Source organism: Gordonia westfalica, from assembly GCF_900105725.1.
Classification (GTDB): Bacteria; Actinomycetota; Actinomycetes; order Mycobacteriales; family Mycobacteriaceae; genus Gordonia; species Gordonia westfalica.
Map to the genome: position 1 here is coordinate 3,391,299 of NZ_FNLM01000034.1, position 17,478 is coordinate 3,408,776.

Annotated in this window: 16 protein-coding genes, 1 tRNA gene, 2 pseudogenes and 1 other annotated feature; of the genes and pseudogenes, 7 read left to right on the forward strand and 12 right to left on the reverse strand. The window is 63.9% G+C overall.

Annotated elements, in window-relative coordinates; translation table 11 throughout:
* Window positions 1-79: 79 nt before the first annotated feature.
* From BLU62_RS20990 to BLU62_RS21020, 5 genes are all read right to left on the reverse strand, one after another.
* Window positions 80-787 (reverse strand): hypothetical protein, encoded by a 708-nt coding sequence (locus tag BLU62_RS20990; RefSeq protein WP_074851917.1) that lies wholly within the window; start codon window positions 785-787, stop codon window positions 80-82.
* 48 nt (window positions 788-835) lie between these two features.
* Complete coding sequence (locus tag BLU62_RS20995) at window positions 836-1,321, reverse strand: enoyl-CoA hydratase (protein ID WP_074851918.1); 486 nt, start codon at window positions 1,319-1,321, stop codon at window positions 836-838.
* Window positions 1,322-1,394: 73 nt separating this feature from the next.
* Complete coding sequence (locus BLU62_RS21000) at window positions 1,395-2,591, reverse strand: hypothetical protein (RefSeq protein ID WP_244278277.1); 1,197 nt, start codon at window positions 2,589-2,591, stop codon at window positions 1,395-1,397.
* Window positions 2,592-3,258: 667 nt separating this feature from the next.
* Complete coding sequence (locus BLU62_RS21010; protein WP_074851921.1) at window positions 3,259-4,467, reverse strand: hypothetical protein; 1,209 nt, start codon at window positions 4,465-4,467, stop codon at window positions 3,259-3,261.
* Window positions 4,468-5,103: 636 nt separating this feature from the next.
* Complete coding sequence (locus tag BLU62_RS21020; RefSeq protein ID WP_244278278.1) at window positions 5,104-5,379, reverse strand: hypothetical protein; 276 nt, start codon at window positions 5,377-5,379, stop codon at window positions 5,104-5,106.
* 45 nt (window positions 5,380-5,424) lie between these two features.
* Between BLU62_RS21020 and BLU62_RS21030 the strand changes: the two genes are divergently transcribed.
* A protein-coding gene (locus BLU62_RS21030) for an IS3 family transposase (protein ID WP_099047828.1) occupies window positions 5,425-6,725 on the forward strand; the annotation gives its coding sequence in 2 pieces (ribosomal slippage) (window positions 5,425-5,698 and window positions 5,698-6,725; 1,302 coding nt in all).
* Window positions 5,697-5,828, forward strand: a sequence feature (AL1L pseudoknot). Its footprint overlaps the gene before it by 132 nt.
* Here the strand turns inward: BLU62_RS21030 and BLU62_RS21035 are convergent.
* The 4 genes and pseudogenes from BLU62_RS21035 to BLU62_RS33960 all read right to left on the reverse strand — a co-directional run.
* Window positions 6,726-7,658: pseudogene (locus BLU62_RS21035) on the reverse strand (hypothetical protein); the annotation flags it as partial.
* Between the two features lie 73 nt (window positions 7,659-7,731).
* The gene (locus BLU62_RS21040; protein WP_074853077.1) at window positions 7,732-8,217 is read right to left on the reverse strand and encodes an enoyl-CoA hydratase; all 486 of its coding nucleotides are present in this window, start codon (window positions 8,215-8,217) and stop codon (window positions 7,732-7,734) included.
* Window positions 8,218-8,293: 76 nt separating this feature from the next.
* Window positions 8,294-9,487, reverse strand: a complete 1,194-nt coding sequence (locus tag BLU62_RS21045) for a hypothetical protein (protein WP_425284577.1) — start codon at window positions 9,485-9,487, stop codon at window positions 8,294-8,296.
* Window positions 9,488-9,535: 48 nt separating this feature from the next.
* Window positions 9,536-9,982, reverse strand: a complete 447-nt coding sequence (locus BLU62_RS33960; protein WP_244278279.1) for a DUF8176 domain-containing protein — start codon at window positions 9,980-9,982, stop codon at window positions 9,536-9,538.
* Between the two features lie 653 nt (window positions 9,983-10,635).
* On the opposite strand from BLU62_RS33960, the gene BLU62_RS21055 reads away from it, so the two are divergent.
* The 6 genes and pseudogenes from BLU62_RS21055 (at window position 10,636) to BLU62_RS21080 (ending at window position 15,134) form a co-directional block, all read left to right on the forward strand.
* On the forward strand, window positions 10,636-11,217 hold the full coding sequence (locus BLU62_RS21055; RefSeq protein WP_074851924.1) for an ASCH domain-containing protein: 582 nt from the start codon (window positions 10,636-10,638) through the stop codon (window positions 11,215-11,217).
* A 51-nt stretch (window positions 11,218-11,268) separates the two neighbouring features.
* Window positions 11,269-11,763: a helix-turn-helix domain-containing protein gene (locus BLU62_RS21060; RefSeq protein WP_074851925.1), complete on the forward strand. Its 495-nt coding sequence runs from the start codon at window positions 11,269-11,271 to the stop codon at window positions 11,761-11,763.
* A 60-nt stretch (window positions 11,764-11,823) separates the two neighbouring features.
* Window positions 11,824-12,248: pseudogene (locus BLU62_RS21065) on the forward strand (VOC family protein).
* A 49-nt stretch (window positions 12,249-12,297) separates the two neighbouring features.
* Entirely contained in the window at window positions 12,298-13,152 is an 855-nt protein-coding gene (locus tag BLU62_RS21070) for an esterase/lipase family protein (RefSeq protein WP_074851926.1), read from the forward strand.
* Between the two features lie 169 nt (window positions 13,153-13,321).
* Window positions 13,322-13,397, forward strand: a tRNA-Thr gene (locus tag BLU62_RS21075).
* Window positions 13,398-13,709: 312 nt separating this feature from the next.
* A complete protein-coding gene (locus BLU62_RS21080; RefSeq protein WP_074851927.1) occupies window positions 13,710-15,134 on the forward strand; it encodes a hypothetical protein in 1,425 nt (474 codons plus the stop codon).
* Window positions 15,135-15,153: 19 nt separating this feature from the next.
* On the opposite strand, the gene BLU62_RS21085 is transcribed toward BLU62_RS21080, so the two are convergent.
* The 3 genes from BLU62_RS21085 to BLU62_RS21095 form a co-directional block, all read right to left on the reverse strand.
* Complete coding sequence (locus BLU62_RS21085) at window positions 15,154-15,702, reverse strand: hypothetical protein (protein ID WP_244278280.1); 549 nt, start codon at window positions 15,700-15,702, stop codon at window positions 15,154-15,156.
* Window positions 15,703-16,063: 361 nt separating this feature from the next.
* Window positions 16,064-16,630: a hypothetical protein gene (locus BLU62_RS21090; RefSeq protein ID WP_074851929.1), complete on the reverse strand. Its 567-nt coding sequence runs from the start codon at window positions 16,628-16,630 to the stop codon at window positions 16,064-16,066.
* A 245-nt stretch (window positions 16,631-16,875) separates the two neighbouring features.
* Complete coding sequence (locus BLU62_RS21095) at window positions 16,876-17,448, reverse strand: TetR/AcrR family transcriptional regulator (protein WP_074851930.1); 573 nt, start codon at window positions 17,446-17,448, stop codon at window positions 16,876-16,878.
* Window positions 17,449-17,478 lie beyond the last annotated feature (30 nt).

Sequence of the window (17,478 nt, forward strand, 5' to 3'; positions counted from 1 at the left end):
AGATGCGAAAGGGTGTACCCACACAGAGTGCGGGCTGAGTGCCGGATTCCGGTACTCAGCCCGCACTCTGGAAATACGTTCAGCGCTGATTCGACGTCGCTGCGGCCAGTTTCGCGATCGACTCGACCGTCGCCGGCAGGAGCCCGCGTCGAGCGTCCGAATCGAGCGAGGTCCCGGCGCCGAGAACCGGGTCGTAGTCGAGGCCGATGACCGTGCCGACAGCCCCGGAGACGACGCCGACCAGCATCTCGGCGAGGCCCTCCTGCTGCGGCACCGGCAGTTGGGAAGCGATCACGACGACGGTGTGTTCGAGCACCCCGGCGCGGTCCCACTCGGTGAAGATCACCCGCGCACGGTTGAGCAGATCCGGCCGTGGGCTGATCACGAGGACCGGCGTGAGGTTGGGGAGGTCGTCTTCGGCGAGTTCGGGCAGCAGCGTCAGCGGGTGCGCCCCGGCGTCGATCACCGGCACAGCCCCCTGGCGCCATACCTCCACGACGGCGTCGGTGACCGCCGCCTCGTCGGGCGGCAGCCAGAGACCCGTGCCCGACGCGGTGCGCAGCAACTCTTCGTTGCCGGTTCCGCGGAGGCGGAGTTCGATGTCGCAGTCGCTACCCGACGCATCGACCCACCACGAGAGCAGGCCGAGCGTCGACGCAGCGCGATGTTCGGCGAGGAGGGCCGACACGACAGACGTGCCGACCCCGCCGGCGGTTCCGCAGACGACGGCGGCCCGCTCATCCCAGATCTGCGGGTCGCCGTCGCGAGGCGTTGTTGAAGCAGTCATCAGTCCTTATGGAACCAGAACGGAGGGGCCGTACCCATTCGCCTCGCGCTAAGGGACCAACATGAAGAATGTCGAACCCTTAGGAGTTTGGAGAACTCGCACGGGGGTGTTGATCGCATATGTGGTCAGCCCAATCGTGGCCGGGCCCGATCCAGTCACGACGTCCCACGTCTTCTTCTCCCCGGGGCGCGGTCCGAACGAGACCCTGGTCCACTTCTCGAGATCCAATCCTCGGCCACTCGTGTAGGCAGAGCGGATACGGAAGGTGCACTTGGGATTCTGCTTCCAGGTTGGGCCCTCGCCGAGAAAGCCACGTGAAATCGCCGTGATGCGGACAACTCCGGGCTTCTTATCCGCGGCCGCAATTCTGAAGGCGACAGCACCTCTGCAGAAGGAATGATCTCCGAAGGTGCCAACGGTATCGCCGTTGGTGTTGATCTGTGGAAGCGGCGCGGCGGAAACTTCACCGGCACCTGCAAACCCAGCAGTCACTGCGATTGCCACACCCAGCAGGGTTACTACGAGTTTCTTCACTTGAATCCTCAATTGATGTTGCGGCTCTTTACGAATGGCTCCCGCTTCGGGCTGCGTCAGTAATCCGACAGGACTACCTCGCCTCCTCCCCAGGCCACAACACTTCACTGCCCGGGATTGCGTTCTTCAAGGTGTCCGATTGCGCCCTGGTCCAGTCTCGGACTGACTTCTCCGCGTGCGGACCGAACACCGCGTACGGTGCACGAGCCTGGCCACCAGACCACTTGTGGGTTGAGGGTCCGACCTTGACGTTCACATCCCCGCGGCTGTTGACGACATAGTCGACAGCCGGGAGGCCAGAGCGACGTGCTTCGGCCGGCGAGAGGTGAAACTCAAACTGATTCTCTCCGTTTACCTCAGGCGCCGCATGCCGGGGGCGGCTCTGCCTCCATGGCTCATCCGGGTTGGCACCTGGATCACCAGCCCCGAGGGAGTAAGCGAGGAGACCACCAGCGGTGCCACCGATCGCGAAGCCGAGCGCTGCACCGGCTGCGCCAGCGCCGATCCCGCCAACCGCAGCACCGATTCCAGCCCCGACAGGCACATCAAAGAAAGCTGTTGCACCAGCGGTAGTGACCCAGCTGACTCCCAGACCAGCGAGCGCACCGACCCCGGCACCGCCAACAGCACCAACCACCGCCGACGGAATACCCAGCGCCACAGCACCAGCCGTACCACCAGCCATCACACCGATGATCGTCGCAGCAGCACGACGACTCGCCTCATCCTCAGGCACACCCACCGAAATCAAACCCTGAGCAATCTTCGCCTCACCATACGCCGACCACGCATTGATCGAATTGACATCCCTCGCCGACAACCCCTGCGGAATATCGGCCACAAAGTTACCCACACGAATCTTGTCCGGCGGCGGCGCAATCGGACGCACCGGCGGAGCAACCCGCGGCGCAACAGGATTGGTGATCACCGACGAATACGGCTGATCATAACTCTGCGACAACGACTCGTCATACGACTGATACGGAGCCTCCACCGGCGGACCCGGAATCGAACCCGGACCCGGCACAACAACCGGCTGCACCACCGCATCACTTGGCCCCGGCCCACCCGGCGCAACATCAGACGGACTCGTACCACCCTGACCCGGAGCCGAATCCGACGGATCAGTCCCACCCTGCTCCGGCACCGCAAACGCCACACCAGCACCAGCACCAGCAGAAATCGACACCGCCACAACAGCAGACGTCACCGACAACAACGGCCCACTAGGCGACCGCCGCCTACGATGCCGACCCCGACTCTGCGTCATCTCGGTACTACCTTTCTGTGCTGGGGACCTCTACGCCACGCGGAACGCCGTCGCGATCGAAACTCAAGCTGGGACGACGTTCGACTCATTGCTGGATTTCGACTACGGAACCAGCATGTAGTGCGAGACACCGTACGACTGCATCACGCGAACAGGACTATTGCGCGCGTACGAAACTGCCTGGAACTGAACGACACCAGATCCCGTTCGAATGTCGTGGACGACCCTCTGACCACGCCGCGGACCAAAGTCGACATTGAAGAAGTTCCACTTCGCGTAGGCAATACCACTGGTGTGGACAGTGCCAATCAGTAGCTTGCACACGGGGTTTCGCTTCCACCCTGCGCCGTTGCCAGTGAACCCCGATGAGGTGAGCGTCACGCGAACAACACCGCGCTTACTGGGGGCTGCCGTCAGACCGACGTGCAAGACGCCTCGGCAGTACGAGTGGTCTCCGAACGTGCCCATATTGTCACCCGTGACCGTGATCCTCGGCAGCTGCGGTGCAGCGGAACCTTGCCCACCACCCAAGACCAGGCCGGCCGCTACGACGATCACGGCGAGGACGACGCATACCAAGCGCTTCATTGACTCAGTTCTCCTATTTGCTCAAACATTCGGCGAGCACGCTATTCAGCACGCCGACTCGTCTATGGGCTCGACCCGACTAGGCCGACGGGTTCTCCGCAGGCCAGAGAACATCGCTGCCCGGGATGGTTTTCTTCAAGTTGTCCGACTGCGCCCTGGTCCAACCGCGAACAGAATTCTCGACATTAGGTCCGAGCACCGCGTACGGCGATCGCGCCTGTGCGCCCGACCACTGGAGTTTGGACGAACCGACGTTGACGGTCACGTCCCCACGGCCGTTGACGACGTAATCCACTGCAGGCAACCCCGAGCGCCGCGCCTCTTCGGGAGACAGATGGAACTCGAACTGGTTCGAGCCGTCGTTCTCCGGCAGCGCGTGACGGGGTCCGTTCATCTTCCACGGTTCATCCGGATTGGCGCCGGGGTCGCCTGCACCCAGCGAGTACGCAAGAAGACCGCCGGCAGTACCACCAACGGCGAAACCAAGTGCCCCCGCGGCGGCCCCTGCGCCGATGCCACCGATTGCGGCACCCGCCGCCGCGCCGATGTAAGCCCCAGGAACGCCCGCCACGCCACCGAAGAACGGCGTGGAGCCGATCGCTGCGCCAATGCCTGCACCGATCGGCGCTCCTACAGCCGCACCAACCACCGCCGACGGAATACCCAGCGCAACAGCACCAGCCGTACCACCAGCCATCACACCGATGATCGTCGCAGCAGCACGACGACTCGCCTCATCCTCAGGCACACCCACCGAAATCAAACCCTGAGCAATCTTCGCCTCACCATACGCCGACCACGCATTGATCGAATTGACATCCCTCGCCGACAACCCCTGCGGAATATCGGCCACAAAGTTACCCACACGAATCTTGTCCGGCGGCGGAGCAATCGGACGCACCGGCGGAGCAACCCGCGGCGCAACAGGATTGGTGATCACCGACGAATACGGCTGATCATAACTCTGCGACAACGACTCGTCATACGACTGATACGGAGCCTCCACCGGCGGACCCGGAATCGAACCCGGACCCGGCACAACAACCGGCTGCACCACCGCATCACCCGGCCCCGGAGCACCCGGCGCAACATCAGACGGACTCGTACCACCCTGACCCGGAGCCGAATCCGACGGATCAGTCCCACCCTGCTCCGGCACCGCAAACGCCACACCAGCACCAGCACCAGCACCAGCAGAAATCGACACCGCCACAACAGCAGACGTCACCGACAACAACGGCCCACTAGGCGACCGCCGCCTACGATGCCGACCCCGACTCTGCGTCATCTCTGTACTGCCTTCCGTTCCCTTGCACTGAGATCGACAGGTAGAATTACCTTAAGGAACAACCATGTAGATGGTCGATCCGTAACCGGCGGGCACACGAACCGGGTTATTGGGCGCGAACGCGCCTATTCCCAGACTGACCGGCCCTGACCCGGATGGAATCTCCCACGTCCGCTTTTCTCCAGGCCGTGGCCCGAAAGAAACCGTCACCCATTTCTCTTTGTTGAGTCCGCGTGTGCTCGTGTAGACATTCCATAACAGCAACTTGCACTTCGGGTTCCGCTTCCAGGTCGCACCCTGACCTGAGAATCCAAATGAACGTGCCGTCACACGCAGGACTCCGCGCTTCCTGGGTACAGTGTCCACCGACACATTCATCGCACCGCGACAGAACGAATGATCGCCCACTGCCCCAAAGTTGTATCCGGTGAATGTGACCTGCGGAATAGGAGCTGCCGTTGCGGCTCCCGCTCCCCCAACCAGGCATACTGCTACAAATGCCGCCGTGATCGCTGCTGTCACAAGCTTTCTCATACGAAGTCTCCTTGAGTCCAAGTAGCTATAATCGTTCTTTGAACAACCGGTTGAACACTTGCTGCTGGCTGCAGGCCCCAAGCGCTCAGGGGTATGGCGCGATTACCAGGCCCTACCCTCAGCCGGCCAGAGCACCTCGCTACCCGGGATCGCCTTCTTCAAGTTGTCCGATTGCGCCCGAGTCCAGTCTCGGACGGACTTCTCCGCTTGGGGACCGAGAACCACATACGGTGAACGCGCCTGCTCAACAGACCACTTGACGGTCGATGAGTTGACCTTGACGTTCACGTCTCCACGGTTGTTGACCACGTAATCGACGGCGGGAAGACCCGAACGCCGCGCATCCTCTGAGGAAAGGTGGAACTCGAACTGAATCACCCCAGGTTTGATACCGCTTCCTTCTGAGTCAGGAAGGATGAGCACATGCCTAAGAAAATCGACCCGGAGGTCCGTTCGAGGGCCTTGCGGTTGCTGGAGACCCACGGCGGCGAGTACACGTCGTTGACTGCCGCGGCCGAAGCGATCGCCAAGCAGGTCGGTGTCGGCGGGGAGACGGTACGTCGATGGGCCGTACAAGCCCAGATCGATGCCGGCGCCCGCTCCGGGACCACTACGAAGGAGTCCGCCGAGATCAAGCGCCTCAAGGCCGAGAACAAGCAGTTACGAGAAGACGTTGCCATTCTGAAAGCAGCGACAACTTTCTTCGCGGGGGAACTCGACCCCCGCAACCGATGATCGTGGCGTTCATAGATCAAATGCGCGCCAACGGGTTTGCGGTCGAGTCGATCTGCCGGGTCCTGCGTGGGCAGGGCTGCCAGATTGCCGCACGAACCTACCGGGCATGGCGATCACGCACGCCTGCCGCACGGACGGTCTCTGATGCCCACGTCGTCGATGCGGTGCGCACTGTCGTCTGGCGCACCGGTGACGACGGCCGGCGGAAGATGACTCCCGAGGGCCTCTACGGGCGGGTGAAGATGCGCGCCCATCTGCATCGCACAACTCTGCCTGGGGTGTCCTATGGCGCCGTTGATCGAGCGATGAAAGTGTTAGGCCACCAAGGAATTCGACGGTCGAAGGGAGTCCGAACGACCGTCAGATCCGCTGATGGTGTCCGCGCGGAGGATCTGTTGAACCGACAGTTCAGTGCTGCCGAACCGAACCGGGTTTGGGTGACCGATTTCACCTACTGCCGGACCTGGGCTGGGTGGGTGTATGTGGTGTTCATCATCGACGTGTTCTCCCGTCGAATCGTGGCATGGCATGCCTCGACATCGAAGTCGGTGGAGTTGGTGACAGTCCCGCTTCGGATGGCACTGTGGCAGCGCAATCGGGAAGGGCATCCGGTGAAAGCTGCTGAGCTTATTCATCATTCGGATGCCGGAAGTCAGTACACATCGGTTACACTGACTGAGCGTCTGCGACTCGAAGACATCGCAGCGTCGATCGGATCGGTCGGGGACGCCTACGACAACGCGCTGGCCGAGTCGGTGAACGGCTTGTACAAGACCGAGTGCATCCGGACCACGATCTTCCACTCCGGCCCGTACCGGACGATCTCCGACGTCGAGTTCGCGACCGCTGGTTGGGTCGACTGGTACAACAACAGCAGGTTGCACTCGAGTATTGGCCAGATTCCCCCGACCGAGTTCGAAACGCTCCACTACGCTGGCCTCGGCCCCGAGGACCAGCCCACATTGGAGGCGGCACAAAACCTAGGGTGATTCAAACTGATTTGTTCCATCAGTCTCAGGAACCGCATGCCGAGGATCGCTCTCGCGCCACGGTTCATCCGGGTCGGCTCCGGGATCACCGGCACCCAACGAGTACGCGAGCAAACCACCAGCGGTGCCACCGAGCGCGAAACCGACCGCTGCACCCGCTGCAGCACCACCGACACCGCCGACCGCTGCGCCGATTCCAGCCCCGATCCCAGCGAACTCAGGACCCAAGACAAAGTACGGGGGTGCGGTCCCCACAATCGCTCCCGCAATCGCACCGACCCCAGCCCCACCAACCGCACCAACCACCGCCGACGGAATACCCAGCGCCACAGCACCAGCCGTACCACCAGCCATCACACCGATGATCGTCGCAGCAGCACGACGACTCGCCTCATCCTCAGGCACACCCACCGAAATCAAACCCTGAGCAATCTTCGCCTCACCATACGCCGACCACGCATTGATCGAATTGACATCCCTCGCCGACAACCCCTGCGGAATATCGGCCACAAAGTTACCCACACGAATCTTGTCCGGCGGCGGAGCAATCGGACGCACCGGCGGAGCAACCCGCGGCGCAACAGGATTGGTGATCACCGACGAATACGGCTGATCATAACTCTGCGACAACGACTCGTCATACGACTGATACGGAGCCTCCACCGGCGGACCCGGAATCGAACCCGGACCCGGCACAACAACCGGCTGCACCACCGCATCACTTGGCCCCGGCCCACCCGGCGCAACATCAGACGGACTCGTACCACCCTGACCCGGAGCCGAATCCGACGGATCAGTCCCACCCTGCTCCGGCACCGCAAACGCCACACCAGCACCAGCAGAAATCGACACCGCCACAACAGCCGACGTCACCGACAACAACGGCCCACTAGGCGACCGCCGCCTACGATGCCGACCCCGACTCTGCGTCATCTCGGTACCACCTCCCTATGTCCCGCCGGGCCTCGACTCGGAGACGCCCGCAGCCATCGATATGACAAAGCACCTACGGAACGATGAAGAAGAAAGTGGCACCAGAAGCCGACTGTGAGATACGAACCGGGGTGTTCACCGCCCACGTCGTGACCGCCATCGTCGCAAGCCCAGAACCAGTCGTGACCTCCCATGACTTTTTCTCCCCGGGACGCGGTCCGAACGAGACTCGGTTCCACTTCTCCATCTCAATGCCGCGAGCACTCGTGTAACCGGAGCGGATACGGAAAGTGCACTTAGGGTTCCGCTTCCACGTGGCGCCCTCCCCTCTGAAGCCGTGAGAGATCGCAGTGACCCGGACAACTCCACGCTTCCTCGCCGGAACGTCAAGCTTGTAGGTGACTGCACCCCTACAGAACGAGTGATCTCCGAAGTTGACATGGGTGTTTCCGTTGGTGTTGATCTGCTGAAGCGGCGCCGCAGATGCGTCACCGGCGCCGGCCAGCCCGGCTACCGTCGCAACCGCCAGACCCAGAAGGGTTACAACAAGCTTCTTCATCGAAGGCCTCACTCTTGACTGCGAAATGAAAGTTGGGAATCCCGTTCGGGGGTGGCCCGGTTCGTCCGAGAATGAACTATTGCGTAGCTTCCGCCGGCCACAAGACCTCGCTGCCCGGGATTGCGTTCATCAGGTTGTCCGACCGTGCCCGAGTCCAGTCCCGGACGGACTTCTCCGCGCCCGAGCCGAAGACCGCGTACGGCGAACGCGCCTGCTCACCAGACCATCTGTGGATCGAAGACCCAACCTTGAGGTCCACATTTCCACGATTGTTGACCACGTAATCCACTGCGGGAAGGCCTGAACGACGAGCATCCTCCGCCGAGAGGTGGAACTCGAACTGATTCGGGCCCGTCTCAGGTGCGGAATGCCGAGGACCGTCCTTGCGCCACGGCTCGTCCGGGTTGGCACCAGGATCACCGGCCCCCAGCGAGTAGGCAAGGAGTCCGCCCGCGGTACCACCGATAGCGAAGCCAAGTGCCGCGCCTGCAGCACCAGCACCGATGCCACCCACTGCAGCACCGATTCCGGCGCCGACCGGAACATCGAATCCTGCCCGGATCAGGCCAGAGGTCACGTAGCTGAAGCCGGCGCCCACTCCTGCACCGACAACCGCGCCACCAACCGCACCGACCACCGCCGACGGAATACCCAGCGCCACAGCACCAGCCGTACCACCAGCCATCACACCGATGATCGTCGCAGCAGCACGACGACTCGCCTCATCCTCAGGCACACCCACCGAAATCAAACCCTGAGCAATCTTCGCCTCACCATACGCCGACCACGCATTGATCGAATTGACATCCCTCGCCGACAACCCCTGCGGAATATCGGCCACAAAGTTACCCACACGAATCTTGTCCGGCGGCGGCGCAATCGGACGCACCGGCGGAGCAACCCGCGGCGCAACAGGATTGGTGATCACCGACGAATACGGCTGATCATAACTCTGCGACAACGACTCGTCATACGACTGATACGGAGCCTCCACCGGCGGACCCGGAATCGAACCCGGACCCGGCACAACAACCGGCTGCACCACCGCATCACCCGGCCCCGGCCCACCCGGCGCAACATCAGACGGACTCGTACCACCCTGACCCGGAGCCGAATCCGACGGATCAGTCCCACCCTGCTCCGGCACCGCAAACGCCACACCAGCACCAGCACCAGCAGAAATCGACACCGCCACAACAGCAGACGTCACCGACAACAACGGCCCACTAGGCGACCGCCGCCTACGATGCCGACCCCGACTCTGCGTCATCTCGATACTACCTTTCTGTGCCACTGGTGAATGGCAATGCGCGTGAACTCATTCGACGGACTTGATGGACTGAATGAAGGCCTTGCCGCCCGTCGTCGACGTGCGGATGACCTGGCGATAGGTGATGGGAGCGGCGTCTGGCTGCAGCTCGGTGAGCACCACGGAGTACTCGTTGGGAGCCTGTTCGGTGATCCTCAGGCAGTGGCGCGTGCCGATGGGGCGCTGATCGATGTACTGCTGCATCACATACTCGGAGGCGACGGCACCCGGGGCCGCAACGGCGCGAGCGGCTTTCGCTGATCGCAGCACGTAGTAGCCGTGGTTGAACGCGCGGATCGCACCCGGACCGGACTCCTGGTCGCCCTTCTCGTCGTCGTTCGACACCGTGGTCCCCGACCCGACGGGACGCTGCGCACACGCCGGGTGGCTCGCGACGCCGGACGTCGACGGCTCGTCGGTCGGCACGGTCGACTGCGTGGCATCTGCGGCGACCACCGGCTGGTCCGAGCCGCGGCCGGCGAGGGAAATTGAGACAACAACTGTGGCCAGAATCACAACAATTGCGGCTGCCGCACCCGCGATCCGCGGACCCGAACCCAGGAATCGGCGCCAGCCAGGGGCGGTGCCGGACACCGTCTTTCGCTTCGCGCGGACCGACTCCTCGGCCTCGGCGAGGAAGGAGTCGAGATCGGATGACGACCTCTCGGGGAGCGCGACAGCAGGTACTCCCCCCTCGGCAGCGGCGGCTCGACGGGCGGTGCCGGAGCGTCGAGAACTGCCACCGCGGTGCCGCCGACATTGCCTTGAGCTGCATCGACGGAACGGAATCGAGCGAGGTGAGCGGCCAGATCGACCGCCGGTGTACTACCTGAGGACGGCCACGCGGGAACGTCGGGGAACCACAGGGACTGCGGACGCTGCGGCACCATGAGACCCCCTCCCCCCCCGGCTGGTGATCGTCGTCGTCAGTTGTGCACGCGACGACACGACACCAAAAGGAAGATCCCCCCGGGCGCCGGCACTGCCGTCGCTGATCTCGGGTCACCCTACAACAGCTCTCAGGAACATCTCAGATGTCGTCCACAAGGAGGACAGGCCCTTCTCCCGGCTCTCTGCGCACCCACAACACCCTCGCTACGGTCGGAGATGTGCTTCTCACAGCAGCGGTGACGAACGGGGTTGCCGAGGGTTCCGTCGACCTCGCCTTCCGACGCTGGGCGCATCCCCGCATCCGCCCGGGATCGAGTTTCATCGCGCTGACGCATGTCATCGAGGTGACCTCGCTCGAGCGGGTCGATCCCGAACAGATCTCCTCCGACGACGCCCGTCGGGCCGGTTACGAGAATGTCGACGAGCTTCGGGCGACGTTGTGCGTCAACACCCACAACCCGACCTATCGGATCGGACTCCGATGCATCGGCGAGGACCCCCGGATCGCCCTCCGCGCCGACGACGATCTGTCCGACGACGACGTCGCCGACCTCGGTTCGCGGCTCGATCGAATGGATTCTCGCTCCAACAAGGGCCCCTGGACGCGGGCGGTACTCGAGATCATCGGCCGTCGGCCCGGCGTCGTGTCCACCGAGCTCGCGGCCGAACTCGGCAGGGAGCGCACCGCTTTCAAGAACGACGTCACCAAGCTGAAGAAACTGGGGCTGACCGAGAGCCTCGAGGTTGGCTACGAACTCTCCCCGCGCGGCGTCGAATTCCTCCGTCGCGATGCCACATAGCGAACGCCCGAACGGCGCGCGAGGCCCGCCCGACGTCGGCATAATCAGTCCATGCCCAGCGCACATCCGGCGCGCCATCTGCTGCGCGCCAAGGATCTCGCCGACGTCCGGTTCGCCGAACCACTGACCGTCGACGACATGGCCGCTGCGGCAAAGCTGTCCCGGGCCCACTTCTCGCGCGCGTTCACCGCCGCATTCGGGCAGTCCCCGCATTCCTACCTGCAGACACGCCGGCTCGAACGGGCAGCGGCCATGTTGCGCGGGACGGATCGAACCGTCGCCGACATCTGCATGGCGGTGGGACTGTCGAGCGTCGGCTCGTTCACCACGAGCTTCACCCGCGCATTCGGCAAGACCCCGACCGCCTACCGGGATTCGTTCCCGCCCGCCGCGACGTACGCACACGTTCCCGCATGCGTGCTCCGCGCCTATTCGCGACCGGGACCGGCCAGTCGCGTCGATCGATCCGCGCCGGCCGAGCCACCTGCTCAGGCACCCGAGAAGACAGCACACGGGAAGAAGACCGCCACACCCGTCCGCACGTAGCTTTGGTTCCACCGGAGGGCAAACCAGGCCCGGAGAATCCCAATTCAGAAGGTGGACATCATGATTCGAATCGCCAGCGCTCAACTGTGGGTACGTGACCAGGACGAGGCCCTGGAATTCTGGACGACGAAGGTCGGGATGGAGGTCCGCTCGGACGTCTCCCTGCCGGAGATGGGCGGATTCCGATGGCCACCGTCGGGCCTCCCGGACAGGATGACGTCTCCATCGTGCTGATGGACATCCCCGGCCCGCCCGCCTTCGAGGCCGCGATCTCGGAGGAGATCCACAGCCTGATGTCCAATGGGTTCGCGGCGACCGTCTTCCTCACCACCGACGACTGCCGGGCCGATTACGAGGCACTGTCCGCGCGCGGCGTCGAGTTCACCGAGAAGCCCGAGGAGCGGCCGTACGGGATCGATGCCGGTTTCCGCGATCCGTCGGGCAACAGCATCCGCCTGACGCAGATGGCCGAGATTCTGGCGTAGGTCGCCGAGAGCCCCTGTCGCGCCGCCGGTCGTGGGCGACAATGCTCCTATGAGCCGTTTCCGATCAGGCCTCGCCGCCGTCGCGACCGCGTGTGCCGCGGCCTGCGTGCTGCTCGCCCCGGGCACCGCGCAGGCCGCGCCGTTCCCCGTCACCACCGACGCGAACCAGGCCATCGCCGACCACTATCTGAGCCCCGCATCCGAATCTCCCGCCGGAAGCAATCATTTCGACTGCCGCGATCGAGAGGGACGCGATCCCGTGGTCTTGCTGCACGCCACCGCGATGAACCAGAGCGCCAACTGGGCGTACCTCGCCCCGACCCTCGCCAACGCCGGCTACTGCGTCTTCAGCCTGACCTATGGCCAGGCGTCGTGGAGCGGGAACACCGGCGGCCTCGGCAACAAGGAGCGGTCCGCGGCGAGTCAGGTCGCGCCCTTCATCGACAAGGTGCTCGCCGCCACCGATGCCACCAAGGTCGACCTCGTCGGACACAGCCAGGGCGGCGCGATCGCGCAGCTGGTGACCCAGCTCCCGGGCCGCGTCGCCCAGATCGACACCGTCGTCTCGCTGTCGGCGTCGCACCAGGGATACTCGCGCGTCGGCTCGATCACCGACCGACTCCCGGCGCGTGCCCCCGGCCAGAGCTACTGGGGTCCGCGGCACCCGTCGATCGACTACGTCAACTTCGCGACCCGATACGACGAGATCTCGACGCCGTACACGAACACCCTGATGACACCCGGCCCGAACGTCGTCAACACGCTGGTCCAGGACGTGTGCCCGGCGTCGAAGATCGGTCACGTCGGCATGGCGTACTCCCCGACCGTCGCCGCTCTCGTCCGCAACGCGCTCGACCCCGCCCACCGGGTGCCGGTGGTCTGCGGCCCCGACTACCCGTTCTGACGCCGCGACCGCGAAATCCCCAGTTCAAGGCACATTCGCGAGCCCCGATCAGCGCACGTGAGCGGAGGTGGCCCTTCCGCGCGGGGACCCGTCGAGGCGCACAGGCGGAGCCGGTTTTTGTTGCGGACGATGGACTCGCTAGACTCGTTTCCGCTGCCTCGCGTAGCACGCCGCCCTAGCTCAGTCGGTAGAGCAATTCACTCGTAATGAATAGGTCAGGGGTTCGATTCCCCTGGGCGGCTCCACCAGGATCGTGCGATTCAACCGCCGTTCGACGCTCCGCAGCAGGCGCGGATACAGCCTGTCTCCCCGTACTCACCGGGGCAATCGCCTACACCAAACGCTTAGCTACGCAAAGATAATTCAGTGCCAGGATTGTCCCATTACTCCAATCGGATGACACGCACGCAGCCCCTCGCTCCTTACACTCCATCCGACTGTAGGAGGTCAAGTTGGGGGCACGTCGGGGAGGAAAGCACCGGTCTCAACCGGCGCGGCCTGCCACATCTTCTCGTAGACACTCGCGCGCGACAGCCACATCGCTGGCGCTCAGCGCGTTGTCTCTCGGCACCGTCGTGCCGATCGCCGTCGCATCGACCAACGCCGCCGCCGTCGTCGAATCCCTCGTCGACCGCGACGTCGTCCGCGAAGCCACCCAGCACGACAACACCAGCGACATCTTCGCCGACCTGCCGGCCGGCACGATCATGGTCGTCACCCCGGGGACCGACGACACCACCCTGATCTCGCGCAATCTGCCGTACATCGGGCAGCGACAGTCCCTCATCATCAACTACCCCGAATCCTTCGGACCCGTCATCGCCGGCCGGTCGAACACGATCGCACCGTTCTCCCCGGGCTACGACGAGTCCAAAGAACATGCGATGAACCAGAACCTGGCCGTCATGGCCGCGTTCGCCGACATGGGCGAGGGCCGCCCGTTCGTCGTCTACACCGGCTATTCACAGGGCGCCGACGCGCTCGGCGATGCAGCCGAGAACCCGCGGACCTACGACAACGACTTCTTCGTGCCGGGCAAGGACATGGTCGTCCTGGTCTCCGACCCACGGAGTCCCTGGGGCATCAAGGCCTGGCTCGACACCATGCCGTGGCTCAAGCCGATCGTGGAAGCCGCGGGGATCGACCCCAACGGCGCTCGCGACCCGGAAGCCACCAAGATCAAGGTCGTGTCGGTGATCATCGTCGGCGACCCCGTCAGCAACTTCCAATGGGTGTCGTACCGGCCGATCGCTTCGCTCATCGTCAACGCGGCAGGCTTCCTCACCATCCACTCGGGTACCGGACCGCATACGTACGGCGAGGTCGAGCGTCTGGGTGATCCGAAGGAATACTCCAGCGGAACCACCACGTACCTCGTCTACGACGCCGCGCATCCCCTGGCGCTGCTGTTGGCGTCCGTCTACGACTCGCTCGGGATCACCTACGACAAGGACGATCTCGCTCGCTGGGATGCCTTGGCCGAGGCCTACTACCCGACCCAGGCACCGAACGCCGACACCGCCGCGGTGCCGGTCACGGCGGTCGGTTCGGTCAAGCAGGACCAGCCGGGCGACGGATACACCGTCACCGTTCCCTCCGAGGTCGCCACCGGCGCGGAGAAGCCCGAGGCTCCACCGGAGACCGGGGGGATCGTCCCGGTCGGCATCGTGCCGCCGACGGTCGACGACGACTCCGGGGTCCCCACGGACGATCGTGCACCGGCAGGCGACCGCGGCGAGGACGAGCCCGGCTCCGAAGATGCCGGCGACCAGCCCGATGGCTCCGAGAAGCCGGATTCCGAGGATTCGGGTTCGGGTTCGGGTTCGGAGAAACCGGACTCCGGCGACAGCGGACCCCGCGATTCCGCCTCGACCGACGGTGACGACTCACCCGGCGGCAGCTCCGGCTACGACCAGGAGAAGTCGGACTCTTCTGAAAAGAGTTCGGCCGGTGGGGATTCGACGGACCGAGAGGCCGCCTGATCCCCCACCGGCCGTGGGGCTAGCTGGAGCCGAACAGGTTTCCTAGGCTGCCGTTGCCCGAGTCTCCGCCCGTGTCGCCGGGTCCACCGTTGTCACCGCCGCCGTTGTCACCACCGCCGTTGTCGCCGCCCCCGTTGTCGCCACCGCCGTTGTCGCCACCGCCGTTATCGCCACCGCCGGTGTCACCGCCGCCGTTGTCGGCGCCGCCCGGGTTGTCAGCAGGCTTGCCGGTGCCGGTCACCTTGTAGACCTGCGCGAGACCGTTGATAGTCCACCCGAGGATCGGATCGGGCGTCGTACATTCCTGGTAGATCGCATACGACGTGTCGGTCCGGTTCGAGACCCACGTGCCGGTCGACGAGAGGTCTTTGGCGATGGTCTGCCCGTTCCACACGATCTTGAGTGCGCCTTCAGCCGCCTGATCGCGGGCGTTGTCGAGCACCGAGGATTCGATACCGGCGCCGATGAGCGCGTTGACGCTGGCGGCGCGGAGATTCAGCTGAGTCTCCTTGCTCGCGTCGTGGACGGAGATCCAGCATGTCGCCGTCTTCGACGTCTCGTTCTGCACCGTGACGGTCAGAGTTCCATTGCTGAGAGACTGCGTGTGGGGGTATGAAGCCGGCAGAAGCAGTGCTGCCGACGCCTCGCCACTCCCGGTGAATGCCACCGCGGCACCAGCCGCCACTCCGATTCCTGTCAGTGCCAAACGCGAAAACCGCATGTTTTCCCCTCCGTAAATGTGTTTCATTGCCCGACAACCTGTGTCGCGGGTGCGCCCGACGAATCGACGACGTCGGGGATCAAGAGTTCTGACTTCGTCCGGGCACAACGATGCACCCAGAGCAGCAACGTGATTCGACGCCGGCGCGGCACGCGCCTACGGCTCGATCACCTCATACTCGCCACGAGTACGCGTGTGGCGGCGGGGACTATCCGAGCAGTCCGCCGAACAGACCGCCGAGGCTGCCGTTGCCCGAATCGTCCGGCGAATCCGGGGACTTACCGGTACCGGTCACGGTGTAGACCTGCGCGACACCGTTCACGGTCAATCCCAGAAGCGGGTCAGGTGAGGTGCACTCCTGGTAGATCGTGTACGACGTGTCGGTCCGACCGGACTTCCACGTCGCGGTGGCCGAGCCGTCCTTCGAGATCGACTTGTTGGTCCACACGACCTTGAGCGCACCGGCCGCAGCATCCTGGCGGGCGTCGGCGAGCACAGAGCTCTCGATGCCGGCCGCAAGGAGCAGATTCACCGCGGTGGCGCGCGCCTCGAGCTGCGACTTCTTGGATGCCTCATGAACGGACAGTTGGCACTTCGTCGTCTTCGACGTCCCGTTGGACACCTTCACGGTCACCATTCCGTCGCTGAGGGATTGGGTGTGAGGGAAATACGACGGCAGGAGCGTCGCCGCCGATGCCTCCCCCGACCCGGAGAATGCCATCGCGGCCCCCGCCACCAGCCCGAATCCCGCCATAGCCATCTTGGTGAATCGCATTGTGTACCTTTCCCCAGCCCGTGATCCGTTGTGCGTCAGGCAGTACCCCTCGGACGCATCAATGGAATGATTCTGCGGGGACATTAGCAGGTCGAAATACCGATTCAAACCGAAATCCTATTTTCCAACCGAAAGCATGACTCAATTTTGTTCAAGCGAGATTAATCAGAACAAATGTCTCAACAATTGGTTCAGATGACCCACTAACAATACAGATTGGGACATTCCTTCAAACGGATGACAATTCACCTGAGTGCCTGATCGATCAGGATCTCGGCAGCATTCCGTGCATCTTCGGCGGCCTGAGCGGTTCCCGCGATCGCCGCCGTCGTCTGCGCCCCTTCGGCCAGGATCGACAGCTGCGCAGCAAGGTGTGGTGGTCCGCCGAGCTCGGCGACCAGGCCGGACACGTAGTCCTGGAAATCGCTTTTCTGTTTGCGCACCGCCTCGGCAACCGACGGCAGCTCCCCGCCGAGTTCGCCATACGCGTTGATGAACGCGCAACCCCGGAATTCGTCGGTTCCGAACCAGCCGAGCAGGAAGTCGAAGATCGCGAGAAGCTTCTCCCGCGGCGTCGACAGGCCCTCCGTGCAGGTGGCGATACCCGCATTCCACTGCCTGCTCCGATCCTCGAGAACGGCGAGGATCAGCGCCTCCTTGGAGGGGAACAGCGAATAGATCCTCTTCAGCGACACACCCGCCGCGTCGCGCACCTTGTCCATTCCCACCGCATGGACGCCATGGGCGTTGAACAGCTCATCCGCGGCGCGAATGACCTGCTCACGAGGGTCAACCGCAACGCCGTTCGAAGCTGCCACAACACACCGTCCTCACCGGGTTCCGAGTTA

Excerpts from the sequence above, each read along its gene's own strand:
- BLU62_RS20990 (WP_074851917.1), bottom strand. The coding sequence starts at position 787 with ATGACTGCTTCAACAACGCCTCGCGACGGCGACCCGCAGATCTGGGAT.
- BLU62_RS21000 (WP_244278277.1), bottom strand. The coding sequence starts at position 2,591 with ATGACGCAGAGTCGGGGTCGGCATCGTAGGCGGCGGTCGCCTAGTGGG.
- BLU62_RS21010 (WP_074851921.1), bottom strand. The coding sequence starts at position 4,467 with ATGACGCAGAGTCGGGGTCGGCATCGTAGGCGGCGGTCGCCTAGTGGG.
- BLU62_RS21040 (WP_074853077.1), bottom strand. The coding sequence starts at position 8,217 with ATGAAGAAGCTTGTTGTAACCCTTCTGGGTCTGGCGGTTGCGACGGTA.
- BLU62_RS21045 (WP_425284577.1), bottom strand. The coding sequence starts at position 9,487 with ATGACGCAGAGTCGGGGTCGGCATCGTAGGCGGCGGTCGCCTAGTGGG.
- BLU62_RS21060 (WP_074851925.1), top strand. The coding sequence starts at position 11,269 with ATGCCCAGCGCACATCCGGCGCGCCATCTGCTGCGCGCCAAGGATCTC.
- BLU62_RS21070 (WP_074851926.1), top strand. The coding sequence starts at position 12,298 with ATGAGCCGTTTCCGATCAGGCCTCGCCGCCGTCGCGACCGCGTGTGCC.
- BLU62_RS21090 (WP_074851929.1), bottom strand. The coding sequence starts at position 16,630 with ATGCGATTCACCAAGATGGCTATGGCGGGATTCGGGCTGGTGGCGGGG.